Origin of the sequence: Paenibacillus aurantius (assembly GCF_032268605.1) — a bacterium.
Classification (GTDB): Bacteria; Bacillota; Bacilli; order Paenibacillales; family NBRC-103111; genus Paenibacillus_AO; species Paenibacillus_AO aurantius.
The window spans coordinates 3,163,406-3,188,887 of sequence record NZ_CP130318.1 but is presented as its reverse complement, the minus strand read 5'-3'; the positions used below and the strand labels follow the sequence as shown (position 1 = coordinate 3,188,887).

The window sequence follows — 25,482 nt, the reverse complement described above, 5'->3', positions numbered from 1 at the left end:
CATGTATAAACCCTCTCTTGGAGACCGGCTGTTCGATATCCTGAATACCTTGATCATGCTTCTCCTGTTTGTCGTTATGGTGTTCCCTTTCCTTCACCTGATCAACTATTCCTTGAGCGATGCCACCAAGGTAAGCGGAAAGTTCCTGCTGCTGCCGAGAAGCCCGACCTTCGAATCGTACATAACCATGTTTAAGAACCCCAATCTCCTGCACAGCATCTATATCTCGATAGCAAGATCCGTTCTGGGAACCGCGCTGATGATCTTCATCACTTCTATGGCCGGCTATGTTATCTCGCGGGACGATTTGATCGGGATACGTTTATTTCGCCGATTCTTTGTTCTGACGCTTTATTACTCGGTCGGCCTGATTCCCTCCTATCTTCTCGTTCAGAAGCTCGGGCTCACCAATACGTTCTGGGTGTACATTGTACCCGGAGCCGTTAGCGTGTTTAACATGATTCTCTTCAAAACCTATGTGGAAAGCTTACCGAAGGAGCTCGAGGAAGCGGCTTTGATCGATGGGGCAAGCGATCTGTACTTATTCTTCCGGATCATCTTTCCGTTAAGTACGCCGGTGGTAGCGGCCATTTCTCTTTTCTCAGCCATCGGCCAATGGAATGCTTTTATCGATACCCAGTACTACAATGCCATGAACCCGGACTTGTTTCCTCTCTCCTACGTCTTGTACATAGCGCTTCAGTCCATTAACTCCATTGAACAGTTTCAGATGGATAAAGAGGCCATGCATTTCGTAACTCCCGAAAGTTTGAAAATGGCGATGACGGTCATTACCGTATTTCCGATCATGGTCGTGTATCCCTTCCTGCAGAAGTATTTTATGAAGGGGATGTTGATCGGCTCCATCAAAGGCTAAACTTGCACCCCATTTCGAATCAAAGGAGACGATTCCCATTATATTCGATTGTCATACTCATCTGGTGGAAAGAGAACATCTTTCCGGCCATTTTCTGGCGGATGCCAAGAAAGCGTGGGGAGAGCAGTTCACCTTGAGCAGCACACCCGAGGAGCATCGGCAATCGATCGCCGGCTGTTCCGGTGCGATTGTGCTTGCCCTGGATGCCCCCGCCGTGGGCTTTAATGTACCGAACGAATGGGTGGCGAAGTATACGGCGGAAGATCCGACAAGGCTGTTCGGCTTCGCGAGTGTCGATCCCAACCGGGACAGCCCGGAACGTATTCTGGAGCAAGTCGTCAAAGATTGGAATATGAAAGGGCTTAAGCTGGCTCCGATTTACCAGGACTTTCATCCGCTTGACCCGATATGCTTTCCGCTTTATTCGAAGGCGCAGGAGCTCAAGCTGCCGATCATGTGGCATCAAGGCACGTCGTTCGTCCATAAGGGGCCATTGGAAAAGTCCCGTCCCGTTTACCTCGATCCGGTAGCAAGAGCCTTCCCCGACCTGAAGATGATCATTGCGCACATGGGCCATCCGTGGATCGGGGAGACGATCAGTGTGGTCCGCAAAAATCCCAACGTCTTCACCGACATTTCCGCCCTAGCGAGCCGGCCCTGGCAAATGTACAACGCCTTGGTGGAAGCGATCGAATACGGAATCGAAGACAAGCTGCTGTTCGGTACGGATTTTCCCTTCTTCACCGTCCAGAGGATGGTCGACGCTCTCCAGAACATCAACGAATTGGCCCAAGGAACCAAGCTTCCGCATGTCCCCGACCGGGTCATCGAGAAGATTCTTCATAAAAATACGCCGGAGTTGCTGGGGCTGGCATAGGGCGGCGGTATAAAGGGTGAGAACGGAGGAGGTACGGTTTGAAAATAGTATCGGTTGAGGCCATCCCCATCAATCTACCGTTTCGCGAACCGGTAAGCGACAGCTGGGGGAAGTACCACTCGTCCAACCACGGGATTGTCATTGTTCGCAGCGAGAACGGCGACTATGGCGCCGGGGAAATAGCGCTCGCCTGGTTCGGGGGAGCTCATGCCCTTTGCCAGGAAGTAAACGAAAGGTGGGCCCCGCGGCTCGTTGGCTTGGAGGTAGGGGACATTACGCGGGGATGCACCATCATGGACGGGTTTTGCGCATTCTCCAAGAGACATCTTCTCGCCAAAGCGGGAGTGGAGATGGCGCTTTGGGACTTGTGGGGAAAACAGACGGGGCTTCCTGTTCATCGGCTGCTGGGCGGGAAGCTGAGAAATACCGTGCCGCTTACCGGTGGAATTTCTATGGGAACGGTAGAGTCCATGGTGGAGGTGGCGTGCCGGAAGGCGGCCGAGGGCTACAAAGAGCTGAAGCTGAAGGTCGGGCTGGAGGAGCAAACGGACCTGGAAACGCTGAAACGCATTCGCAAAGCCATTCCGGATTCCATTCGAATCCGCGTCGATGTCAACATGGCCTGGACCAGTGCCAAACATGCCAAACGGCTGATCGACGAAATGGTCCATTACGGCGTACAGATCGTGGAGCAGCCGCTGCCCAGTGAGCAGCTTAAGGATCTGGCATGGCTCCGCGAGCACACGGAGGCTCTAATCTTAATTGACGAAGGCGTGTGGGACGCCGAGGACGCCAAGCGCCACCTGGAATCCGGGGCGGCGGATATGCTTCACCTCTATATCTCCGAAGCGGGAGGGATCCGGGAATCGCGTCGAATTTTTGAGCTCGCCGGGCTGTATCGGCAGGACTGCACCATCGGCTCCATGCCCGAGGGGAGAATCGGCGCGGCAGCCTCCGCCCATGTGGCAGCCGCGATGCCGAATCTGTCCCGGCATGCTTCGGACATCCGCGGCTTTACCGGATATGCGGAGGATGTCACCGTCGAAGAGCTGCTCATTATCCATGGAGAATTGCACGTGCCCGATAAGCCCGGCCTCGGCGTTACAGTGGATTGGGATCAGATAGAGAAGCTGAGAGTGAAACCATAAGGAGGGGGAAGAGATGAAATGGATAGACGCCCACTGTCACGTGGGCAAGGGATTGATGAACGGAATGGAGGAGGAGGAGCTGCTGGAGCAGATGGACCGCTATGCGATTGAGACGGCGGTCATCGTGCCGTGGGATCAAGCGATTGCGGTTCATAACCGGGAAGGCAACGACTACGTCCGCCGGTTGACGGAGAAACACCCGGACCGGTTCGCCGCCTTCTGTACCGTAAATCCCTGGTTTGGCGACCAAGCTCTGGACGAGCTGGAGCGCTGCGCCAAGAGCGGGATGAGCGGCCTGAAGCTGCATCCGGTATACCAGGGCTACCAGCTGACGGACCCCTTCATCCTTCCGGTCATTGAGAAGGCCGTCTCCTACGGACTGCCGATCTACATAGCCACAGGGACGCCGGTTTCTTCCCTTCCCATGGCACTTTCCTATGTGGCCGATCTATACCCGGAAGGCGTATTCATACAAGGACATTTTGGCTTCCCGGACTTCTGGATCGATGCGGTTCCTTCCGTACAGAAATCGGGCAATATCTACATCGATACCGCCTACAACATGCTGACTTCGATTGAGAATGCGATTGAGCTGTTCGGAGCCGAACGCGTTATTTTCTCGACGGACTCTCCCTATTTGTCCATTCAGCATGAAACGGGCAAGCTCCTGGATCTGGAGATTACCGAGGAGCAGCGCCGTATGATCGGCTATGACAATATGAAGAAGCTGCTGAGCAGGGGAGGCCGCTGACATGGTGATCGACTTTCATACCCATTACTCCGGGGGGCTTTACTTCTATAAAGAAGCGTCACGCATGGATACCGTTCTGGAGGAGATGGACAGCAACGGGATTGAGAAAAGCCTGCTGCTTCCGCTTGACGGCTTTTTCAGCAACTGGGAAGAAGACAACGACCGCATACTCGACGTCATCGCGAAGCGCCCGGACCGTTTTGCCGGGGTCGGCACGTTTAGCCCGCGGCTCGTGGAACCGGCCGTACGCGAGATGGACCGCTGCCTGTCCCAAGGCATGATCGGCATCAAGTTCCATCCTTGGCTGCAAGCGTTCAGCCCGCTGGAGGATTGCTTCATGGAAGTGGCGGCGGAGGCGAACGCCCGCAAGACCTTGTTTTTCTTCCACGACGGAACTCCGCCTTATACGGAACCGTTCCAGATCGCCGAGGTGGCGAGACGCAACCCCGAGCTGACGGTGGTGATGGGCCATAGCGGTTTGAACGATCTATGGCGCGAGTCGATGCTTTCCGCTTTGCAATACGACAATATGTGGCTCTGCTTCTGCGGCTGTCCGCATTGGGGCATGACGGAAATTGCGAAACGAATGAGCGGCGAACGCATCGTATGGGGCTCCGATTACCCCCTTGCCTCGAAACGGGATACGAAGGAGCGCATTCAGCAGATCGATCATCTGCCGATCTCCGATGATTGGAAGGAGAAGATTTTGTACCGCAACGCCAGTCAGCTCTTGGCCAAATTCGAGACTCGCTCGAAGGGGTAGGTGCTCCGCCATGATTTATCAACAGATGACCTGGATGGAATTGAAGGAAGTGGATTACAGCCGGACGATCGTGCTCATCCCCACCGGGGCGATGGAGCAGCATGGCCCCCATCTTCCGGTTGATACCGACACGCGGCTCGTGACGAAGCTGGCGGAAGAGGTGGAACTCCGGAAGCCGGATACGCTGCTGCTCGCGCCTACCGTGTGGCTCGGCCATTCCCCGCACCATCTCTCGTTCGGGGGCACCTTGTCGCTGCATCACCAGGTCTATATTCAAATGCTCGTATCGGTCTGCAAGTCGTTCATCGGCATGGGAGCCGAGCGCATTTGGCTGCTTAACGGTCACGGCGGCAACCGGAGTCCTCTTTCGATCGTGCTGCAAGAACTGAAGAATGAGCATGATAAGGTTGCTGTCATAGCATCGGACTATTGGACGATCGCGAGGGAGAAAATTGAAAGCATTCGGGAATCGGGACTTGGCGGCCTGGGTCACGCCTGTGAGCTGGAGACGTCTTTGTATCTTTTTTTGGATGGAGACAAGGTCCGAAAGGATCGCATTCAGGATGACGGCCGTCAACCGGACAGCCCGTTGTTCCGGCAGGATATGCTGCATGGCGGCCCCGCAGCCAGGGTGTTCAACTTCCGGGAGCTGACGGCGTCCGGGGTGTTCGGCCGGCCGACGCTCGCGTCTGAGGAGAAGGGGGAACGGCTTTTTTCCGCGATCTCCGACAAGCTTCTAGCCTTTTCCGATCAACTTTAAGCCAAGAGGAGGTTCCACCCATGAGTTCTAAACAAATTCTGGAATCACCACGCGTCCATACGCCGTTCGGCAACTATTCGTCTGCCGTGCTTCGCGGCAGTCACTTGTATTTGTCAGGCTTCGGCCCGTTCGACCGGGAGAAGCAACTGGTCGGCGATAACATCACGGATCAGACTCACATGACCATGAAAAATATTAAGCATTTGCTGGAAGACAACGGGTTCACGATGGATGATATCGTTCGGGCTACCGTCTACTTGAGCGACATCGGCGATTGGAGCGGGTTCAACGAAGTGTTCGGGCAGTATTTCGAAGGAAGCTTTCCGGCCCGAACGGTTGTCGCATGCCAGTTGAACGGCTTCCTTGTGGAAGTGGAATGCACGGCCATTAAAGGAGACTAGACAAGGAGGACACGGTCATGCTGGATCGGCCGATTCGTATGGGTGTGATCGGATGCGGAGATATCGCGGTTAGCCGGCATATCCCGACCATTCACGCCCATCCCGATGCCATGCTGCTTGCCGTATGCGATGCCGACCCTTCGCGTGCGGAAACGGTGGCTGCCCAATACCCGATGGCATCGGTGGAGAAGGATTATAAGGACCTGCTCGCAAGGAATGATATCGATGCGGTTATTGTTGCGACACCGCCCTGGGTGACGCCGCTCATCACGATGGAAGCCTTGCGGGCCGGCAAGCACGTCTTGTGCGAGAAGCCGATGGCGGTCGACGGGGACACAGCGAGGCTGGTCCAGGAAACGGAACGGGAGACGGGGAAAAGGGTGCAGGTAGGCTTTACGTACCGTCACGGTCCCCTTCTGGAATCGCTGCGTTCGTGGATCCGGGAAGGCCGGCTGGGCGCGCCTCTTGTATTCCGGCTGGGCATTTTTGATGAGGTGTGGGATCCGGAAGGCCATCCCGAGCATTACGAACGCCTATTCCGAACCATGCAGCACGGCTCTCCGTCGGTGCATGACGGGGCTCATGTGGCCGATTTCCTGCATTTTTTGGCGGAATCGAAGGTGGCAAGCGTGGAATCGTACGGCTTGAAAACAAGACCGGAGTTTCCCACCTCCAATTACGACGTCTCCGTCATTCGTTTCGAGAACGGGGATATGGCCAAGGTGGAGATCGGCTGGTTTCTGCCCCATTTTCCCAAAGGGGAATTTGAAGTTGCCGGCCCGCTCGGTCTCGCGGTATTCGATCGGTTTGAACAATACGTGAGCCTGCGCACGGGAACGAAGACCGAGACCGTTCGTCTGGAGGAAGACTGGGCGGCTTCGTGCTTCCGCATTCAGCTGTCAAAATTTATTGTGAGCATTCGACGTGACGAGCCATGCGTTCCGGGAACCGAGGAGGGGCTTCAAAGCTTGCTTCTCACGAAGGCCATGGAGCAGGGAGTCCAAGCGCACTTATCACGATCCGATGCCAAATGTTGAAGGAGGGAACCGCATGGGCAAGGCTCTAATGACAGACGAGGAGCTCTTCGAGCTTATGAGTCAGAAGCTTTATACAGGAGTGATTTGCGATACGCTCGATGAACTCGGTTACCGGAATCAGGCGATGAACGAACGGCTGCGGCCTATCGTAGACGATACGGTCATCGTGGGCAGAGCCAAGACCATCCTGGCTGCCGATGTGTATCACGTGCATGAGAAACCGTATGACACCGAGATTAGCGCCATGGACAGCATCAAGCCGGGCGAAGTCGCGGTCGTTTGTACGAACCAATCCAAGAATAACGGGATTTGGGGCGAGCTTCTCTCGACCGCCACTCATATGCGCGGCGGCCGGGGTGCCATCGTGGACGGTCTCATCCGGGATACGAAGAAAATCAAGGAGCTCGGTTTCCCGGTATTCTGCACGGGGTTCAAACCAGTGGATTCGCGCGGCCGCGGACTTGTCATCGACTACGATTGCCCGGTAGAAGTCGGAGACATCCTCGTGCAGCCGGGCGATCTGGTCTTCGCGGACAGCGACGGGGTTGCGGTTATCCCGGCCGCGGTCGTTTACGATACCGTAGAGCGGGCGGTGGAAAAGGTGGAACGCGAGAACAACACCCGCCGGGAGCTGCTTGAAGGAAAGCTGCTGCGGGACGTTTACGAGAAGTACGGAGTTCTTTAATACAAAGCCGGACATCAAGAGCCACGGTACAATTCCTCCTAAAGACAGAAAGGGATCTTTAGTTTGAGGGTACACTGCGGCTCTCTCTATTTTGCGGGAGGTGGTAGATATGGGCTTGATCCGGAACGATAGCCATATTTTTGACCGTAGGCGGGAGGAAGGGCTTTTTACGGTTCGCTATTTGTGCATGCGCTGGGAATACCCGACCGGAGACTGCATCCTGGTTCGCTCGCCTGACGGGAAGACGATGCTTATCGATTCGGGGGTGTCGCATACGGCAGACCAGGTACTCGAATATTTGGAACGGCTTGGAGTGGAAACGATTGATCTCGTTCTGCTGACTCACCCTCACGGTGATCATGTTGGGGGGATGGCCCGCATTCTCGAGGAGAAGCATGTTAAGAAACTCTACACGATTAACGTTTCGCTTGAGAATTTATATTCGGATGCGTACCGGGACGCCGAAGAGGTGCTGGCCCGCAAGCAGATTTCCCGTCATGTTGTCGGTGAGGGAGAAAAGTTCTCACTAGGGGCGGATGTCTCGATTGAAGTGCTGAGCCCGGAGAAGGAGTTTAAGCTTTCCGAGCTTGAATACCGGTACGATTCGATCCTCAATAACCATTCCATGGTCTATAAGGTGACTTATAAGAACAACTCGTTTCTTTTTTCAACCGATATTTACGAAGAACGGGAACAGCTGCTTATCGAGAAATATGGAGCCTATTTACAAGCCGATGTCATGCATGCCCCGCACCACGGAAGCACGTCCTCCAGCTCGGTCGCCTACATCCGGTCGGTTAATCCGCAAGTGGCAATCGTCAGCTTTCACCGTAACAATCCGGTTACGGCTGAAATTCTCGCCCGGTATAGATCACTTGGAGTGAAGCCTTATCACGTCGGCATTCACGGGAACATTATGCTGGTGTCGGATGGAAAGCAGATTGAAGTGGTTACGGAGAACGGGGAAGACCAGGAAGAAAAGATTGTAGGTTGAGCCGGAGACGAGGGAAAGGGATGCAGCCCGGACAAGGAAGAGGGAGTGGATGAGGGTGGAGTGGAGCAGCTTCTGGGATTACGTGAATCTGGGAGTGGAGCATATCTGGACGGGATATGATCATCTCCTGTTTCTGCTTGCCGTGATGATCGGGACGGGGAAGCCGGCGCATTATATCCAAATTCTTACTGCGTTTACGATCGGGCATAGCCTAACCTTGGCACTGGCTTCCCTGGATCTTGTTTCGCTGCCATCCTCTATCATCGAGCCTCTTATCGCGCTGAGCATCGTAGTTGTCTCGTTAGAGAGCCTGTTTCGTCCAGCCCTCGCCGGCCGATGGCGTCTTACCTTGCCGTTCGGGCTTATTCATGGGTTTGGCTTCGCCGGGGTGCTGCAAGGCTTCACTTCCTCAAATTTCGCGCTTGCTCTGTTTTCCTTCAACTTAGGCGTGGAAATCGGCCAGCTGGCGGTTCTCCTGATCATCCTTCCGGTGCTGCACTATTTGCTTAGGCAAACGACCCGAAAAGAATGGTTCAAGCATGCACTGGCTTTGGTAACAGGAATTTTCGGTCTGGTCTGGCTTGTAGAGCGTACGATCTTCTAATCTGCCGAATGAAAGGAGCTCTTCGTGTGTATAGCCGATTCCTTGCCGCTTTCCTCCTGTTGGCTGTCCTGCTGCTCCTGTACGCGATGCCGCCTTCCCTATACGCCCATTCCTTCGGGACCGCAGGCTATTCGGAGATTTCGATCAGCGGCCGGACGATTGACTATGAGCTGCTCCTCGATCATGATCAGCTCCTTGCCTATTTGCCTATTGATCAAGACGGGAATGGTACGGTCGATAAGAAGGAATGGGACAATACGACGATGATTCAGGAATTTATGGCCGATCACATTACGGTCAGCGCTGACGGCATACAAGGAAAGCCGGAGCTGACGGGCGCATCGGAGGTGAAACGAAACGAACAGTCTTTAATCCGGTTTGCTTACCGATACACATTCGATCAGCCTGTCCGCAGCTATGAAGTCGATTATCGCCTCTATTTCAACGAGTTTGATAACGATCATAAAAACTTTGCCGCCGTGAAAGCTTCGGGCACCAGCAAAGATAAAATTTTCTCGAAAGGCAGCAGCGTGCTCCAAGGAACGATTAACGGGATCTCCGGTGAGGCGCAGGGAGGACATTCGGAGCGGGAATCGGGAAATCGGGCTTTCCTCTGGATTGCAGCATCGGTATTCGTACTGGCTGCGGGAGCCTGGTTTATTCGGTTAGCCGGGCACAAACAATTGATGCGTTAACCATAAACGATCTCACATAAGGAGGTGAAGGGGTGAACACAGGGCATTTGGAAGAAAAAGGACCAAGGAAAATTCCACTGGATGCCAATAGCCGTTACGGTATCGTACGAAAGGATGCGCATCTCGCCTTCTGGCTTCAAAACTCGCTCCAACGGGTTTACCCGCTTTCTGAGCCTGCGGGGGGAGCGGAGATCGAGCTCGTCTCGCCCCGCAAAGCCAGACTTTCCTTTCAAGCCTGCGTTCGAAACCACAGAGGCCAGCCGATCTCGGTCGGTTGCGAGGTGGAAGGGGATGACGGCATTGTGCCGCAGGTACGCCGGGTTGGTTATGTCCCGCAGGCGTACATCACGCATGATACAGCAGAGTCCGAACGGGATGGACTAGGTCATGTCCCGGGGCTTGTTCCGGATCCGCTCTTTCCCGAGCCGCAAGCTCTAGTCGGGCCATTCGCCAATCAGGCCTTCTGGATTACTCTACACGTTTCGGAGCAAGCCGGGCCGGGCATGCATACGATTCGGGTCCGCTTAATCTGTGAAGGATTAGCGGAAGACGTGACCTTGAACGCCGTTGTCAATGTAAAAGACGTAGTGCTGAAGCCGCGGCAGCATTTTCACGTCACCCATTGGTGGAACGCCGATTGTCTTTACGATTGGTATAAGGTCGAGCCGTTCGGCGACGAGTTTTTCGACCGACTGAGGCCTTACTTGAAGAACATGTATGAGCACGGCAGCAACGTCATTTATGTTCCTATCTTAAATATTCGGCGAGAGCTTACGGACCGGCCGCCTCAATTATTGATCGTAAAGGCTCAGGGGCCCGGAAAGTACGAGTTTGATTTCAGCCGTGTGCGAAGATTTGTGCACATGGCCAAAGAAATCGGCTTTGAGCTTTTCGAATGGACCCACTTCTGGACATACGGCAATCTGGTCGACAAGCCGATGCCGGCCGGAACGCCTACGCGAATCTATACGGAGCGCGAGGGCAGGATGGAGCTTTTGTTTCCGGAAGACCTTGATGCGACGGGGGACGTTTTCCAAGCCTATATGCAGCAGTTTCTGCCGGCCATGAAAGAGTTTCTGCTCGAAGAAGGCATCCTGGACCACTCCCTGTTTCATATTTGCGATGAACCGCCGGAATACCCCGAGGCAATCGAAAGCTACGGTCGGGCCCGTAAGATGCTGGAGAAAATCGATCCGACCATCAAGGTAATGGATGCCCTCTATCATGACGTGTACACCACTCTGGGTTTGGTGGATTATCCGGTTCCGCAGGCGCCAGGCGCGTGCCGTTATTTAGAGAAAGGGATTCCCCACTGGGTGTACTACTGCCTCAGTCCTCAGGGTCCATATATTAACCGCTTTTTCGATACGATTCTGACCAAAATCCGAATGCAGGGGCTCATTTTCTACAAGCTGGGAACTTTGGGCTTTCTGCATTGGGGCTTCAATTATTGGTATCACTTGACCAGCATGTATGACCAGGAGTGTCAAAAGATGCTGGATCCGTTTGCGGATGGTTCCGCCGGCGGCAAAGCTCCCTATGGGGACCCGTTTGTCGTGTACCCCGGTCCCGAGGGGCCGATCGACTCGATCCGTTGGGAAGTGTTTGCCGAAGCCATGCAGGATTATGCGCTCTTGCAGACGCTTGGAATAAACCCGGATGACGAATTGTTGAAGCCGATCCAGTCGTATGCCGATTTCCCTAAGTCGGAGAAATGGTTCCTGGACACGATGAAGCAGCTTATCAAATGATGACTAAAGGAGTGGAAAGGATTGAACTTGTCGACTGCTAAGGAAAGCCAACCGAAAGTGATTCCCTTTGGAGCGAAAAGCCGGTACGGGCTCGTGCGCGAGGATGCCCATCTTGCCTTCTGGCTGCAAAGCTCGCTGAAACGAGTCTATCCGCTCTCGAGTGCAGAAGGAGGTGATTCCATTGAGCTCCTAACCGCGCGCAATGCCAGGCTTTCGTTTCAGGCATGCGTGAAGAATCACAGAGCCCAGCACGTTTGGGTTACCTGTGAAGTCGAAAGTGCCGGTGGGATAGAAGCGCAAGTCCGGCGGGTCGGTTACGTTCCGCAAGGGTACATTACGCACGATACGGCCGAGGAGGAGCTGGACGGCTTCGGGATGATCCCGGGTCTTGTGCCGGATCCCCTGTATCCGGAGGCAAGAGCCCTTATCCGTCCGTTCGTGAACCAGTCGTTCTGGATCAGTCTGCGGGTGCCGGAGGAGACCGTCCCGGGCAAGCACGAGCTGCGAATCAAGCTTACCGGAGAAGGAGTGGACGAAGACGTAGTCCTGACCGCCTTGGTGGATGTGCGCGAACCTGTCCTGCAGCCGAAGAAAAATTTCCCCGTCACTCACTGGTGGAACCCGGACTGTATCTACGACTGGTACAAGATGGAGCCGTTCAGTGACGAATGCTTCGACATGCTGCGTCTGTATTTGAAGAACATGGTCGAGCATGGCTCCAATGTGATCTATGTCCCTATCCTTAACATCCGGCGCGAAATCATGAAACGGCCCCCGCAGCTGCTTCGCGTGAAGGAAACCGAGCCCGGTCAATATGAATTTGACTGGACCCTTATCCGCAAGTTCGTACATATGTGCAAGGAGCTGGGCTTCGAATATTTCGAATGGACCCATTTCTGGGCTTACAGCCATTACACGGAAAAAGCAGTCTCCGCCGGAACTCCGACCCGGATCTATACGGAACGGGAAGGACGCATGGAGCTGTTGTTCCCTCCGGATCTGGATGCGACCGGGGAAGTGTTCGCGAATTATATGAAGCAGTTTCTTCCCGCCTTCAAGCAGTTCCTTGTGGAAGAGAACATCATCGAGCAGTCTCTTTTTCACATTTGTGACGAGCCGCTTGATGTTCCCGAGGCGATCGAAAGCTACCGGCGCGCCCGCAAGCTGCTGGAACAGATCGATCCCTCCATCAAGGTGATGGACGCCGTCTTTAGCGATAAATATGCGGCTCCGGGACTTACGGATTATCCGGTACCGCAGGCGGCCGGCGCCACGAACTATCTTCAGAAAGGAATCCCGCATTGGGTGTATTACTGTATGAGCCCCCAGGGACCTTACATCAACCGCTTCTTCGATACGCCGCTGATCAAGGTCCGGATGCAGGGGATTCTTTTCTACAAGCTGCGGACCCTCGGCTTCCTGCACTGGGGCTTCAATTACTGGTATGAGCTTCACGACGGCTTCGATCCGGAAACCCAGGTGATGATCGATCCGTATACGGACGGTTCGTCAGGGGGCAAGGCACCATACGGAGACGGCTTCGTCGTCTATCCAGGACCGAACGGGCCGATTGATTCCATCCGCTGGGAAATCTTCGCAGAAGCGATGCAGGATTATGGGCTGTTCCAAACGCTAGGCGTCAATCCGGAGGAAGAATGGCTGCAATCGATCACGACGTATGGAGAGTTCCCGAAGACCGAGGAGTGGCTGCAAACGGCTATGCAGAAGCTTTTGACCTAGCATTACTAAAAGTGGATATGAGGAAGAGGAGGATCTGGAATGAAAGCCAAAAAGCTCATCTCGACCATCCTGTCAGCCGCCATGGTAGTCAGTCTCATGATAGGAGCTCCGCTCCCGCGAGCGGAATCGGAAGAGTCCGGCGGCAGCCTAACCGCGCAAGCCGGAGAGGTCAACCTGGCCCTGAACAAAACCGTCACGGCATCATCCAGTTATGAAGCCGGTGTCATCGGCAAGAAGTATTTGGTCGATGGCGTCCGGGGCGTGACGAGCAAGAGCTTTGGTTGGTCCAGCGACGTCTACAATACCGGCGATACCACTTGGGTGTGGGCCACCGTAGATCTGGGCGCATCCTATAATGTCAAACGCATCGATTTATATCCGAGGAATGACGGCTCGTTCACCGGTAATAACTTTCCCGTCAACTTCGAGCTCAAGGTATCACTGGACAACATTAACTGGAAGGTTGTCCGCAAGCTCAGCGATTACCCCCTGAACCCAAGCGGCGTGCAGTCCTTTGACTTCCCTGCTGAACGCGCTAGATATGTTCGGGTGGAAGGGCTTGGCGTGAAAACGTGGATGTACGGCATGCAGCTCTCCGAAATGGAAGTATACGGCGATCCGGCCTCCGGGCTCGGAGCGGTAAAAGGCGTTCATGAGAACGGCGAATTGAAGCTGGAGGTTCAGAACTCGTCCGGCGTTCCCCTGGATGCCCAATTTTACAAACGGGTTCTTATTCCCGCCGACCTGACTCAATACGGCGTCTCCGCCTTTCAGAATCCGGATGCGAAGGAGCTTCCCGCTTATTATCCGCAAGAATATGGGGATATCAGCCTCTCACCTGAAGAAATGGCCAAGATAACCCAATCGGACGACAAGTACCAGATTACAAAGTCCGTGGAGAATTCTCCTTACCAGCGCTTCGATCTGGAATTCGACCAGCCGGTGGAACGGGAGCTATATGTGACCTGGGAAGGGCGGACGGACCAGGTGGCGACGCTGTATGTATGGGACTATGCGATAACGAACTGGGTGGCGTTGACCTCCCGGGAGGGCAATCCGCTGCGGGATATCCAATTAACCGGTAAATTCGGTACGTCGAACGTCCAAGGAGGCAAAGCTCACTTTATGGTGGCGGCCGCACAGAAAAATATTACGGAACCCTCCAAGAAACCGGCCCCGAACGAGTACGATTTCACGTTTATCTGGGAAACGGATACCCAGTATTATTCCAGGAGTTATCCTAACATTTTTGAGAAGATGAACCGCTGGATTGCCGACAACAAAGACCCGCTCAAGATCAAGTATGTCATCCACACCGGGGACCTCGTGCAGAATTGGAACATGGCGGACCAGTGGGGAGTGGCGGACCGAAACATGAAAATATTGGAGGAGGCCGGCATTCCGTATGGCGTGGTTTCCGGTAATCACGACATTAACCATAATGTCAACGATTACGAGTACTATTGGAACTATTTCGGCCGCGACCGGTTTGCCGGGCAGCCTTGGTACGGAGGCGACCTGAGCAACAACCGTCATCATTATGATCTGATTTCCGCCGGCGGCATGGATTTTGTTATCTTGTATCTCGGGGTGTATGGAAGGCTGGACCAACAAACGGTCGATTGGGCAAACAGCGTATTATCCAAATACAAAGACCGTTATGCCATTGTGGGGACTCATGCTTACATTGAAGGAAGCGGCAAATATGGGGTCAACGGCAAAGAAATCATGGAGAAGGTAATTGCCCCCAACGAGAATGTGTTCATGGTGGTAAGCGGTCATTATCACGGCGCGTTCTACAATGTCAAACGCATCAACGGGAAAGTGGTCTATGAAGTACTGTCCGACTATCAGGAGGGGCCGGAAGGTGGCTTGGGCTACATTCGTTTGCTGCAGTTCGACGCGAAAAATAAGCGGATGTACATGAACACGTACTCTCCTTATAAGGATGACTACAATTTCTTTGCCGACGACAAGGAGCAGGCGACCTTTCCGCTTGATACGGCAAAAGGGGAGATGACGCTGATGACGGACCGTTTCGGCATCAGCACGGAATGGAACGATGAGCTGCTCGGGACACTCCCGAACGTACAGACCGGTCCGGCCTCGATTAAGCTGGAACCCGTTGCAGTGGGGAACGCAAACGAGTGGTTCGTGAAGCTGATTGACTCGAACGGGAACGCCACCTCTTCGGAACTGTGGAGGTTCCAAGAACCAGCCTACCTGGATACCGCTTCGGTAGACGGCGATAAGATGGTTCTACGGTTTGATAAACCTTTGGCGGACGGAGCAGCCGCTGATCCCGCTGACTTTAGCGTACAGGTACAGGGAAAGCCCACGGTCGTCCGTTCGGTTTATTCCGCCGGTAACGAGGTTCAGCTGACTCTCTCCCAGGCTGTCCTATTCGATCGAACCGTTACCATCTCCTACACGCCGGGGACCAAGCCGCTGAATGATTATGCCGGATATCCCGTGAAAGGAATCACGAACATTCCGGTAACTAATTTAAGTCCAAAGCCGGGGCGTGCGTTTACCCCATAGGTCATCCGGAAAACGAATAGGCAGCCAGCAAGAAATGGGGAGCAGCGCTATTGTGCTCTCCCCATCCATAGATGAAACGTGCCTCCCCTTTTATTGACTAAGCTTAGGATTGCTTTATAGAAGCAATCCTCCAAATGGAGGGAAAGGAAATGAAGATAATCAAGCGTTTTGTCGCCATCGTACTGGTCTTGATCCTCACCACGTTAATGCCCGTCACAGCCGGTGCCGCTTCCTACAGCACCTATACCCAGGTCTCCTTGCTGCCCAATGACGTGTTTACCGCAACGGAAGGATTGGCCCTGGCCAACGGCTATGCCTATTCCGCAAAAGTCGAACCTAACGATACCCAAATGGCCCTTTACTCTACGAACATGACCAGCGGGGCCACTACGCTCATGACGAATGGCAGCGACAATACTACCATCCTTTCGTATTTCAGCCATGCCAACGATATGGCTGCCACGGTAATCGACGGAGTGACCTATCTTTTCGTCGCCACCTTGAAGAACAGTCCCGGAACTATTCAGCTGTTGAAGCTGAAGGTGGTAGGAAACACCTATTTTCTAGTGGGGGAGTTCAATATTCAAGATCCTACCGGTCAACTCTGGGCCATGTCGGGAGTTGAGGTTACGGGGCAAACCGGCAGCACTATAAATTTACTCCTCAAATCGGGAACGGAGTTTCGCCGGGCATCGCTCAGCATGAGTGCGACCAGCGGAACCATAGCGGTAGCCGCAGCGCCTGATTTCGTGATTGATCTTGGAAGCTACACGGGATCCCAGCATCAGGGGTTGGGGTATTGGAGCGGTAACGACAGCATCTATGTTCCTATGACCTTCGGTTCCCCGGTCGAGAGTGCTGTACTGGTTTATCATAATATATCCACAGCATCGGGAACGATCTCATTGGATCTTAATCTGACTTTCAGCCTTAAGGAAAGCACCTGGATTGAGATTGAGTCCGTCAATGTTGCCCCCGACGGAAAGCTCTGGTTTAATACCAATCGGCAGGGCGGGTACGACAATGTCGGCTATTGGAACGGCTACACGGTACCGGGGATCAATACGATGTTCGCAACGAAGGTACCTACGGGAACAGGCTCACAGCAAGTGGAGCTCGGGACGAAGTTCCAGGCAGCGACTAACGGTTACATTGCGGGCGTAAAGGTTTACGGGGTTACAGGGGAATCGGGGGTCCATAAAATAAGGATATGGAGGAATTCGGACGGAGCCTTGATCGCCGGTCCTTATGACTTCACCTTTACAGGCTCAAACAGCTGGAAAACCTTCTATCTGCCTACTCCGCTATATATTGAGTCATCGACGAATTACACGGTCTCCGTTTCAGTAGGTACCGATGTGTCGCATAAGTACGCTGCTATCAGCGGAGACCTAACCAGCGGCGGGAGCAGCGGCAACCTGACATGGGCTGCGAACGCCGGTGTGTTTACCACGACAATGGGAACTTTACCGACCACCACCTTCAACAGTACGAACTATTTAAGAGATGTTATTTTCTATCCGGAATCCTTTACTTCGGAGAATATGTTCGGCGTGAAGGCGGATACGGGAAACGGGGGCAACGGAGGGGCCTATGAACTCGGCACGGTGTTCACATCCTCGGTTGCGGGTCAGGTAACCGGGGTTCGATTGTTCGGGGTGCAAGGGGAGTCGGGAAACCATACCATCCGGATATGGAGAAACTCGGACAATACGGTCATCGGCGGTCCGTACACGTTCAAGTTTAGCGGTAATGACAGTTGGGTGCAGTACAATTTGGCCACTCCCGTCAACCTAGCGGCGAATACCGACTATACCGTGTCGGTTACGACGGGAACGGATTCCGGCAAGCTCTATGCCGCTGTCGCCGGCGACTTAACCAACTCCGGCAGCAACGCGAACCATCTGTCCTGGACGGCCAATGCGGGTGTCTTTACGACAACGCTCGGAGCAAGACCGACCAGCACGTTTAATGGAAACAACTATTTGCGCGACATCGTCTTCAAACCATAAAACCATTAACAGGGAGGCTGCCGGCAACTCGGCGGCCTCTCGTTCATCGAGGAGGAAGGAACAGGGATGGACTTGGAGCACCTCACGCAGGAATTGACAGGAAGCCCTGCCCCAGCAGGCTGGCCGGACCATTGGCCGGCCTATCTTAAAGCAGTGGAGTCCGGAGAGTACAAGATGTCATTTCAAAAAATACCGGAGAACGCTTCCCTTATTTATGATTTACCGCAGGAAGCGATGGCCGAGATAGCCGGGCTTTATCCCGTTATCGGCGCGAATCCCGGATTGTCCCTGCTCGCGCGATTCTGGTCCTATCTCATTTTCCATCAACCTCCGGGAACGGCAGGCGCTGTTTCCACCTGGCCGCTCCCTGTGCCCGTGCTGGGGGACCAGGCTGGGATCTGGCCCTTAGCTATCTTGGTCTCCGGCGCCGAACGGGCATTTGAGGCTTATCGCAAGCTGGGAATGGAAAACCGGATTGCGCTGGAGACGCTTGCATTCGGCGGTCTTTATACACGTGACTATTACCGAAGAAACGGAAGATGGGGGTTATCCGAACTTAATTGGCTCAGGCGCCACGTCCAGGCCCGCATTTTCCGGTTAGGCAGGCTTGTCTTCAATACCGGCACCTACTCCTGGCCTTTTATGACGGTCCGCAACAGGGAATCCCAAATCATAACGTTATGCGACGGGGACGTCCCGTATCGGGCCGATGGCCTGCCGGATGGGACCAACAACCGAAGGGAGGCGGAATCCTGGCTGCCGGTTCTTCAGAAGTCGGACCTCTCGCTAGTCGGTCATCCGGTCGCATCCGATGGAACGGTGCAGAGGGAGACGATCGCCCTTGATCCGAACGAGTGGAGGGTGGTTCTCCGAAAAGGAGATCGCGTCGTGGACGTGCACATCCCGTCCGGCAGCAAGCTTTCCCTTAAAGAATGCGAGGACGCTTACCGTGAGGCGTATCGTTTCTTTCCCAGATACTTTCCAGGAATTCCGTTTAAGGCGTTCGTCTGCAAATCCTGGATTATGGATCCCGCACTTTCCCTCATCCTGCCTCCGGAGTCCAACCTCGTCAAATTTCAACGAATGTTTAAGCCGCTTCCCGTTATAGGGGACGAGAGGCAAACCTATGAACTTGTTTTCGACGATCCCCATGTGGAGCTTGATCAGTTTACACCCGTTACCTCCCTGCAGAAAGCGATCATCCGGCACGTTAAGCTTGGAAATCGAATGAGGTCCTCCGCGGGATTCAGACTGTGGGAACAGCCGGCGGGTTCCGTAGCGTTGTCATAGCTGCGGCCCAAAGCCGTGACTATCCTGTGAAAAAACATAGACAAAATAACCATCTCCCTTGTATAGTAAAAGTAAATATATGGAATGCGTGACTGGCGTAAACGTGGAGGACCACGAGGGAGCGCATGGAACAACCGCCGTACGCCTGGGCAAAGTATTTGATCCTTCGATCAAATGCTTTTTTTATTTTCTTAACGAAGAAAGGACAGGTGGAAGAAATGAGGATGGCGTTTGTATTGTTCGACGGAATGACGTTTATGGATTTGGCGGGGTTCTACGAAGCAATCACGTGGCTGGGTATTATGAAGATCAAGGAGAATGTCACCTGGAGGTTCTGCGCCGACCAACCGGAAGTGAAGGATGACCGGGGGCTGAAGGTAAAAGCGGATCTGGTGCTGCCGCCTTTAAGTCAATTCGACCTGGTCTTTCTGCCGGGCGGCATGGCGACCAGGAAGTTGCGGTTAGACGATGCTTTTGTGGAATGGATCCGAACCGCCGAGTCTGTGCCGTATAAAGTATCCGTCTGCACGGGTGCCCTGCTATGGGGAGCAGCCGGCTTCCTGGAAGGCAAAAGAGCCACCACCAATCCCTCCGCCTACGATCTGCTGGTTCCTTATTGTGCGGAAGTGGTAAAAGCCCGGGCGGTGAGGGATGGAGATACCTTTACCGGAGGCGGCGTCACGGCCTCGGTGGATTTGGGCCTCTTCATGGTCGAGAATCTGACGGATCCAGAGACGGTTCGTCAGGTTCAGAAGAAGCTGGTCTATCCCTATTACAAGGCTGGCCAGACAGGCGACGTTTATGGGCAGATAGATCCACAAGAAGAGGAGCGGTGAAGGTGGAGATTCGTCTGCTGCTCTTTCTCCTTTCCCACCTTCATCCGGGAACAGTATCCCTGCCGATGGAGCTCTTTCCTGGAAGCCAACGATGACAGCAGCGGTTATTTCGTGATGGTCAACGCACAGAATGAAGTGATTGGTCATGCCGGTTATCTTCTTCAGCATTCGAAAGGCCGTTATGAAATCGTAGGTGTTGTAACCTGTAAGGATTGGCTCCGCAGAGGAGTAGGGGCTTCCCTGATTGCTGCCATATGCCAAAAAGCAAAAGAACGGGGACATGACGAAGTTGTCCTGTATACCCTCGACCATGAGCGGAATCAGGCGGCGCTCGCTTTTTATGATCGATTGGGGTTCCAGGCTGTGCATCTGGAGAAAGACTATTATCAACCAGGTTACCATCGGTTAACCTTGGTTAAATCGCTCGAAACGGAATGATTACCATACTCGAGGAACCCCACAGAACCGTGCAAGCATTGTCGGGAAACGAAAAGGAAGTTTTGTTATCTTTGAGGTAACGAGGGAGGCGTGAATGTCTTGGATCTGCTGGCCAACTGGAACGTAGCTTTGTCCTACATCGAGGAGAATCTAACCGATACGATTGACTATAAGGAGGCTGCCCGAATCGCCTGCTGCTCGGAATATCATTTTACCCGGATGTTCTCCTTCCTGGCAGGGATTACGTTATCGGAATACATCCGGCGCAGGCGGTTAACCTTGGCGGCCCACGAGCTCTGTCATGGCGATCTCAAAATCATAGATGCCGCTTTGAAGTACGGCTACTCGTCTCCAGATTCCTTTGCCCGGGCTTTTCAGGGGGTCCATGGCATCACACCTTCGGAAGCCCGGATTCACGGGCATTCCCTCAAAGCCTTCCCTCGGATGAGATTTCAGCTGACCATTCAAGGAGGAGAAGAAATGAATTACCGTTTGGAGAACAAAGAAGCTTTTCGTATCGTAGGGATCCAAAAGCGGGTGTCCGTTGTATTCGACGGAGTGAATCCGGAGATTGCCTCAATGTCTCAAAGTTTGACGCCCAAGCTTATTGAGGAAATGAAGAAGCTGTCTAACATGGAGCCTGCCGGAATCATCAGCGCTTCTACGAATTTTTCTGAAGGAAGGATGGAGGAAAAGGGGCAGTGCGACCATTATATCGGTGTGGCCACCACGGAGCAGGCCGGTCCCGGGATGGTTCAGCTGGAAGTTCCGGCTTCCCGGTGGGCGGTCTTCACAGCAATCGGACCTTTCCCGCAAACGCTACAGGAAACCTGGGGCCGTATTTATTCGGAGTGGTTCCCCTCCTCAGGCTATGAAGTCAAAGAAGGACCGGAAATCCTCTGGAATGAGCACAAGGATACCACAGCTCCCAACTACAAAAGCGAAATTTGGATCCCGGTCCAGGAAAAATAAGCCTGGCCATTGGGTTCCAGGTAACTTTCTCCATCCCTTTTACGTCTGAGGCTAGGAAAGGGGTGGAGTTATGTTTATGCCCATAAAACCATCATTTCGCGTCATCCTGGCTGTCTTCCTTGTGCTAATGATGGGATGCGGGAATAGCAAAGACAAGATCGAGCCATTCTTACTTGTAGGGGACAGCGATTCGTTCAGCCTCGAGGAGATGATAGTTCGTTTCGGGGATGGCCGTGAGCTTATCATTACCGATCAAGAGACACTTGGAAAGGTGACCAGCCTTTTGAAGAGTATCCGATTACACAAGGTCGGAACAGAACCGAATGGGGTCGGACAGCTGTATCAACTGGAAATGAAGAGCGGGTCAACACATATCCGTTTTTCCAGCGGGCTTTACCTAAACAGAGCCCAGTACGAAGCCCGTCCGGAATCCGCGAGGAGGGAGCTGGACGAATACATCGTTACCCTGGGAAGAGCCCCGTACCCGGATCTGCTGCCAGGATTACCTGCCCGGTGAGGCCCCCTAGAAGATAGAAGCAGGACTAAACAAATGTCCGTTTACAAGAAAGGAAGGAACTGGTATTATAGGACCAACTTGAAACGCGATGACGAGAATAGTAAGGGAAGCCGTTCTTCTGCAGAGAGCCCCGGCAGCTGAAAAGGGGCAGGAACGTAACCCTGAACCAAGCCTCAGAGCAGCCTGCCGGAACCTTCGATGGGGATGGCAGGACGGGCGCTCCCGTTATAGGGCTAGAGTATAAGCAGGGCTCGACCCTGCCGTACTTGAAGAGGTTAATATGGCGACATATTAATGAACCTGGGGTGGCACCGCGAGAACTTCGTCCCCAAGACTTAACCGTCTTGGAGGTGAAGTTTTTTTATTTCGCTGAATATTCCACAAGGAGGAATCCACCATGGTCCACCCAAGGGACAACAACGAGTCATTTATCTTAAAGCTTATTCGAGAGGAACTGGAGCAAAGTCCGTTTAGCCGGGATATGTGCACCCGCTTCCCTCCCGAGCCCAACGGCTACCTTCACATCGGAAGTGCTTACGCGATCCACACGAACTATACCGCGGCTCAAAGGTTTAACGGAGCTTTTCACTTGCGGCTTGACGATACCAATCCACGTAAGGAGGACTTGGAATACGTCCATGCCATTATGGAGGACATCCGTTGGCTGGGGTACGATCCTGGCGACCACATCTACTACGGCTCGGATTACTCGGACGACATCTACAAGGCCGCGGTCACTCTGATCAAACGCGGAAAAGCGTATGTCTGCGATCTTCCCCCCGACGAGCTGACGAAGTACCGGGGGACCCTTAAAGAACCCGGCCGCAACAGCCCTTATCGGAACCGATCGGTGGAGAAAAATTTGGAGCTCCTGGAAAAGATGAAGAACGGCGTTTTCCCGGACGGCTCTAAGGTTCTCCGTGCGAAGATCGATATGGCTTCGCCCAATATGAACCTCCGTGATCCTGTTCTTTACCGGATTATTCATGCTGAGCATTACCGGACGGGACGGGACTGGTGTATCTATCCTATGTACGATTTTGCCCATCCGATTCAGGATGCGATCGAAGGCATTACCTACTCCCTCTGCTCGATAGAGTTTAAAGACCACCGTCCTTTGTACGAGTGGGTCTTGAACGAGCTGGGAATTCCTGAGCCCCCGCGGCAGAGGGAGTTCGGCCGGCTCAGCTTGACGGGAGTCGTGACGAGCAAACGTTTTTTGAGGCAGCTGGTCGAGGAGGGGCACGTTGATGGATGGGACGATCCCAGGCTGCCGACGATCCGGGGCATGAGAAGAAGAGGGTACACCCCGGGCAGCATTCGAAGGTTCATGGAAGAGATCGGCAGCATCCGAGCCCATAGCATGGTGCACATTTCCCTTCTGGATCACGGTATCCGGCAGGAGCTGAAGGACCAAACAATTAGTGTAATGGCCGTATTACAGCCGTTAAAGGTGATCATTACCAACTACCCGGAGGGTGAGGTGGAGTGGTTGACGGTTGCGAACAACAGCGAGAATGAAGCATTAGGGGAGAGGAAGGTTCCGTTCTCTCGAACCATTTATATCGAGCGGGAAGATTTTAACGAAGAGCCTCCCAAAGGCTTCCACCGCCTTAGCCTGGGGGCTGAAGTCCGGTTGAAGGGTGCGTATTTTATCCGGTGTGAGCAGGTCGTCCATGATCCTGTTACCGGAGAGGTAATGGAGCTTCACTGCACTTATGATCCGCTTACCAAAAGCGGCACGGGCTTTACCGGGCGCAAGGTAAAAGGAACGATCCACTGGGTGTCGGCCGACCACTCCGTCCAAGCGGACCTTCACCTCTATGACAGCCTGCTGCTGAACGATGACCTTCCAGAGAATGGCGAGCCTTGGTCAAGTATCGTCAACCCACATTCGCTGGTTACCCGAAAGGACGTAAGGATCGAGCCGTTTGTGAAACTGGCTTTGCCCGGGCAGAGGTTTCAATTTTTCCGTCACGGATACTTTTGTGTGGATTCGAAATCGTCCGCGGGAAACAAGCTTATCATTAACCGGATCGTTCCGCTAAAGGACACGTGGAACCGGGAGTAGGCGTGCGCCCGTCATAGAAAGGAAAGTCTCTCGAGGAAGCCGAATCTATAGGAAGATTTAGGGAATCAAGAGGAGGGAGTAAGATTTGATTTTATCCGATCCGATTCACGGACTCATAGAAATAGACGACCCGGATATGCTGGATATAATGAAAACCAAAGCTTTTCAACGGTTAAAAGGCTTGAAACAGCAAGGAAACACTTACTATCTGCTACCCGATGCGATTCAGACGCGGTTTTCTCATTCCTTAGGCGTCTACGCCAATACGGCTGCTATTCTTGATCGTTTGGTCACGGGGAACGGGATTAAAATTTCCGCTTATGAAAGAAAACTCGCGGGAATGGCTGCTCTTCTGCACGATATCGGGCATGGACCTTATTCCCATTGCTTTGAGTACATGACGGGCAGGCACCATGAAGAATGGAGCATAAGGATTATCCAGGAGGAGGAAGAGGTTGGCGGAATCTTGGATAGAATACCCGGATTGCGGACCGATGTCGCGGATGTCATAAGCAAGAGCGGAAGATTTCCTGTCATGGAGAACGTGATATTCTCCCAGCTCGGTGCAGATTCCCTGGATTATAATAAGAGAGATCATTGGCATTCCGGGCTTAAGACAGATTCCTTCAATTTGCAAAAGCTGATCGATCATCTTACGTACAAGGACCATCATTTGGTTATCGACCGGCTGGCGATCCCGGAGATCGAAAATCTTATGAAGGTCCGAAAGGACTGGTTTGAGCGAGGATTTGGCCATCCGTTCGTTGCGGGAAAGGATCTCTTGCTGAAGCTGATTTTTAGAAGAGCTTCCTTCTTGCATAAATCAAAAGGGTGGGAGCCCACTCCACCCCGTCTTCTTCCTATCCTAGACCCTTCCGCCCACTGGCCGGTTGACCATTACCTCGAGTGGAATGACGACTTTATTAACCAGGTCGTCGTTAGTTGGATGGAACGGGAAGACGAATTGTTGTCTCAACTTTCCGCTTGTTACCTTAATCCCGTGCTTACCTTGAAGTGGACCGAAGTGGATGACGAAACCAGTCCAGCAGCTTTGGAGAAGGTGAAGCATCCGGAATGGCACTTCCAAACGGAAGTGTTGGTGCCTAATCCGAGATACGGCTATTATACGGGAGGCATTTTCGTTTGGGAAAAGGACCAAAGGGTAGATGTTAGGGAACGGTCGCCCTTCATCAAGGAATTCTCTAGGCTTTCACCCAAAAGCTATTTATTCTACGTGGATAAAAGTCCATTGGAAGGGTAGGGAGGCCATGAAGTTGATAGAAATCCGAAAAATCGGATCACACGACATTCACCGCCTCGATTTGTTGGTGGAGGAAAGTGTAAGGGAAGGCTTTCGTCACCTGACGAGGCTGGTGAACGAGTATGCATCCGGAGTCAACCGATTTGGTAAGGACGGGGAAGCCTTATTCATGGCCATGCGCAATAAAGAAGTTGTGGGCGTTTGCGGCGGCCTGAATCGGGATCCTTTCACCGCTGGTAAGGAGAGGGGACGGGTTCGCCGGCTTTATACCTCTCCTTCCGCACGCCGGTCGGGAATTGGCCGAAAGCTTATGCAGGCCGTTATGATAGAAGCAAGAAAGCATTACAAGTGCTTAACCTTGAAAACGGACAATCCCGCTGCTGATGCTTTTTACCGTTCTTTGGGGTTTCAAGTAATCTCTGGCTCGGATACGGACACTCACGTTATTTTTTTCTAGTCAA

24 protein-coding genes, 1 pseudogene, 1 riboswitch and 1 other annotated feature are annotated in these 25,482 nt (G+C 53.4%); all 25 genes and pseudogenes read left to right on the top strand.

What is annotated here, in order from left to right; genetic code table 11:
* Nucleotide 1 precedes the first annotated feature (1 nt).
* The 25 genes and pseudogenes from MJA45_RS14390 to MJA45_RS14270 all read left to right on the top strand — a co-directional run bounded on the left by MJA45_RS14390 (nucleotide 2) and on the right by MJA45_RS14270 (nucleotide 25,478).
* Complete coding sequence (locus tag MJA45_RS14390; protein ID WP_315602611.1) at nucleotides 2-877, top strand: carbohydrate ABC transporter permease; 876 nt, start codon at nucleotides 2-4, stop codon at nucleotides 875-877.
* Between the two features lie 31 nt (nucleotides 878-908).
* Nucleotides 909-1,754: an amidohydrolase family protein gene (locus tag MJA45_RS14385; RefSeq protein ID WP_407083160.1), complete on the top strand. Its 846-nt coding sequence runs from the start codon at nucleotides 909-911 to the stop codon at nucleotides 1,752-1,754.
* Between the two features lie 38 nt (nucleotides 1,755-1,792).
* A complete protein-coding gene (locus MJA45_RS14380; protein ID WP_315602609.1) occupies nucleotides 1,793-2,902 on the top strand; it encodes a mandelate racemase/muconate lactonizing enzyme family protein in 1,110 nt (369 codons plus the stop codon).
* Nucleotides 2,903-2,915: 13 nt separating this feature from the next.
* Nucleotides 2,916-3,653 carry an amidohydrolase family protein gene (locus MJA45_RS14375; protein WP_315602608.1) on the top strand — a complete coding sequence of 246 codons (738 nt, stop codon included), beginning with the start codon at nucleotides 2,916-2,918 and terminating at the stop codon, nucleotides 3,651-3,653.
* A 1-nt stretch (nucleotide 3,654) separates the two neighbouring features.
* A complete protein-coding gene (locus tag MJA45_RS14370; RefSeq protein ID WP_315602607.1) occupies nucleotides 3,655-4,416 on the top strand; it encodes an amidohydrolase family protein in 762 nt (253 codons plus the stop codon).
* A gap of 10 nt (nucleotides 4,417-4,426) precedes the next feature.
* The gene (locus tag MJA45_RS14365) at nucleotides 4,427-5,176 is read left to right on the top strand and encodes a creatininase family protein (protein WP_315602606.1); all 750 of its coding nucleotides are present in this window, start codon (nucleotides 4,427-4,429) and stop codon (nucleotides 5,174-5,176) included.
* A 20-nt stretch (nucleotides 5,177-5,196) separates the two neighbouring features.
* Nucleotides 5,197-5,577: a RidA family protein gene (locus MJA45_RS14360; protein ID WP_315602605.1), complete on the top strand. Its 381-nt coding sequence runs from the start codon at nucleotides 5,197-5,199 to the stop codon at nucleotides 5,575-5,577.
* 17 nt (nucleotides 5,578-5,594) lie between these two features.
* The gene (locus MJA45_RS14355; RefSeq protein ID WP_315602604.1) at nucleotides 5,595-6,614 is read left to right on the top strand and encodes a Gfo/Idh/MocA family protein; all 1,020 of its coding nucleotides are present in this window, start codon (nucleotides 5,595-5,597) and stop codon (nucleotides 6,612-6,614) included.
* A 13-nt stretch (nucleotides 6,615-6,627) separates the two neighbouring features.
* Nucleotides 6,628-7,299 carry an RraA family protein gene (locus tag MJA45_RS14350; RefSeq protein ID WP_315602603.1) on the top strand — a complete coding sequence of 224 codons (672 nt, stop codon included), beginning with the start codon at nucleotides 6,628-6,630 and terminating at the stop codon, nucleotides 7,297-7,299.
* 109 nt (nucleotides 7,300-7,408) lie between these two features.
* Entirely contained in the window at nucleotides 7,409-8,293 is an 885-nt protein-coding gene (locus MJA45_RS14345; RefSeq protein ID WP_315602602.1) for a ComEC/Rec2 family competence protein, read from the top strand.
* A 49-nt stretch (nucleotides 8,294-8,342) separates the two neighbouring features.
* Nucleotides 8,343-8,897: a HupE/UreJ family protein gene (locus tag MJA45_RS14340; RefSeq protein WP_315602601.1), complete on the top strand. Its 555-nt coding sequence runs from the start codon at nucleotides 8,343-8,345 to the stop codon at nucleotides 8,895-8,897.
* A 26-nt stretch (nucleotides 8,898-8,923) separates the two neighbouring features.
* Nucleotides 8,924-9,592 carry a hypothetical protein gene (locus tag MJA45_RS14335; protein WP_315602600.1) on the top strand — a complete coding sequence of 223 codons (669 nt, stop codon included), beginning with the start codon at nucleotides 8,924-8,926 and terminating at the stop codon, nucleotides 9,590-9,592.
* 32 nt (nucleotides 9,593-9,624) lie between these two features.
* Entirely contained in the window at nucleotides 9,625-11,343 is a 1,719-nt protein-coding gene (locus MJA45_RS14330) for a DUF4091 domain-containing protein (RefSeq protein ID WP_315602599.1), read from the top strand.
* A gap of 21 nt (nucleotides 11,344-11,364) precedes the next feature.
* Complete coding sequence (locus tag MJA45_RS14325) at nucleotides 11,365-13,083, top strand: DUF4091 domain-containing protein (protein ID WP_315602598.1); 1,719 nt, start codon at nucleotides 11,365-11,367, stop codon at nucleotides 13,081-13,083.
* Between the two features lie 39 nt (nucleotides 13,084-13,122).
* The gene (locus MJA45_RS14320) at nucleotides 13,123-15,624 is read left to right on the top strand and encodes a discoidin domain-containing protein (RefSeq protein WP_315602597.1); all 2,502 of its coding nucleotides are present in this window, start codon (nucleotides 13,123-13,125) and stop codon (nucleotides 15,622-15,624) included.
* Between the two features lie 149 nt (nucleotides 15,625-15,773).
* Nucleotides 15,774-17,636 (top strand): DUF4082 domain-containing protein, encoded by a 1,863-nt coding sequence (locus MJA45_RS14315; protein ID WP_315602596.1) that lies wholly within the window; start codon nucleotides 15,774-15,776, stop codon nucleotides 17,634-17,636.
* Between the two features lie 174 nt (nucleotides 17,637-17,810).
* A complete protein-coding gene (locus MJA45_RS14310; RefSeq protein WP_315602595.1) occupies nucleotides 17,811-18,926 on the top strand; it encodes an acyltransferase domain-containing protein in 1,116 nt (371 codons plus the stop codon).
* 78 nt (nucleotides 18,927-19,004) lie between these two features.
* Nucleotides 19,005-19,084: riboswitch (ZMP/ZTP riboswitch) on the top strand.
* A 60-nt stretch (nucleotides 19,085-19,144) separates the two neighbouring features.
* Nucleotides 19,145-19,762 (top strand): DJ-1/PfpI family protein, encoded by a 618-nt coding sequence (locus MJA45_RS14305; RefSeq protein ID WP_315608024.1) that lies wholly within the window; start codon nucleotides 19,145-19,147, stop codon nucleotides 19,760-19,762.
* Between the two features lie 42 nt (nucleotides 19,763-19,804).
* Nucleotides 19,805-20,200 carry a GNAT family N-acetyltransferase gene (locus tag MJA45_RS14300; RefSeq protein ID WP_315608023.1) on the top strand — a complete coding sequence of 132 codons (396 nt, stop codon included), beginning with the start codon at nucleotides 19,805-19,807 and terminating at the stop codon, nucleotides 20,198-20,200.
* A 99-nt stretch (nucleotides 20,201-20,299) separates the two neighbouring features.
* Nucleotides 20,300-21,172: an AraC family transcriptional regulator gene (locus MJA45_RS14295; RefSeq protein WP_315608022.1), complete on the top strand. Its 873-nt coding sequence runs from the start codon at nucleotides 20,300-20,302 to the stop codon at nucleotides 21,170-21,172.
* Between the two features lie 70 nt (nucleotides 21,173-21,242).
* Entirely contained in the window at nucleotides 21,243-21,689 is a 447-nt protein-coding gene (locus tag MJA45_RS14290) for a hypothetical protein (RefSeq protein WP_315602594.1), read from the top strand.
* A 79-nt stretch (nucleotides 21,690-21,768) separates the two neighbouring features.
* Nucleotides 21,769-22,022, top strand: a binding site (T-box leader).
* Nucleotides 22,023-22,086: 64 nt separating this feature from the next.
* Nucleotides 22,087-23,760: a glutamine--tRNA ligase/YqeY domain fusion protein gene (locus tag MJA45_RS14285; protein WP_315602593.1), complete on the top strand. Its 1,674-nt coding sequence runs from the start codon at nucleotides 22,087-22,089 to the stop codon at nucleotides 23,758-23,760.
* Between the two features lie 136 nt (nucleotides 23,761-23,896).
* A pseudogene (locus tag MJA45_RS28645) lies at nucleotides 23,897-24,220 on the top strand (HD domain-containing protein); the annotation flags it as partial.
* Between the two features lie 354 nt (nucleotides 24,221-24,574).
* Nucleotides 24,575-25,021: a hypothetical protein gene (locus MJA45_RS14275; RefSeq protein WP_315602591.1), complete on the top strand. Its 447-nt coding sequence runs from the start codon at nucleotides 24,575-24,577 to the stop codon at nucleotides 25,019-25,021.
* Between the two features lie 13 nt (nucleotides 25,022-25,034).
* Nucleotides 25,035-25,478: a GNAT family N-acetyltransferase gene (locus MJA45_RS14270; protein ID WP_315602590.1), complete on the top strand. Its 444-nt coding sequence runs from the start codon at nucleotides 25,035-25,037 to the stop codon at nucleotides 25,476-25,478.
* The last annotated feature ends 4 nt before the right edge of the window (nucleotides 25,479-25,482 follow it).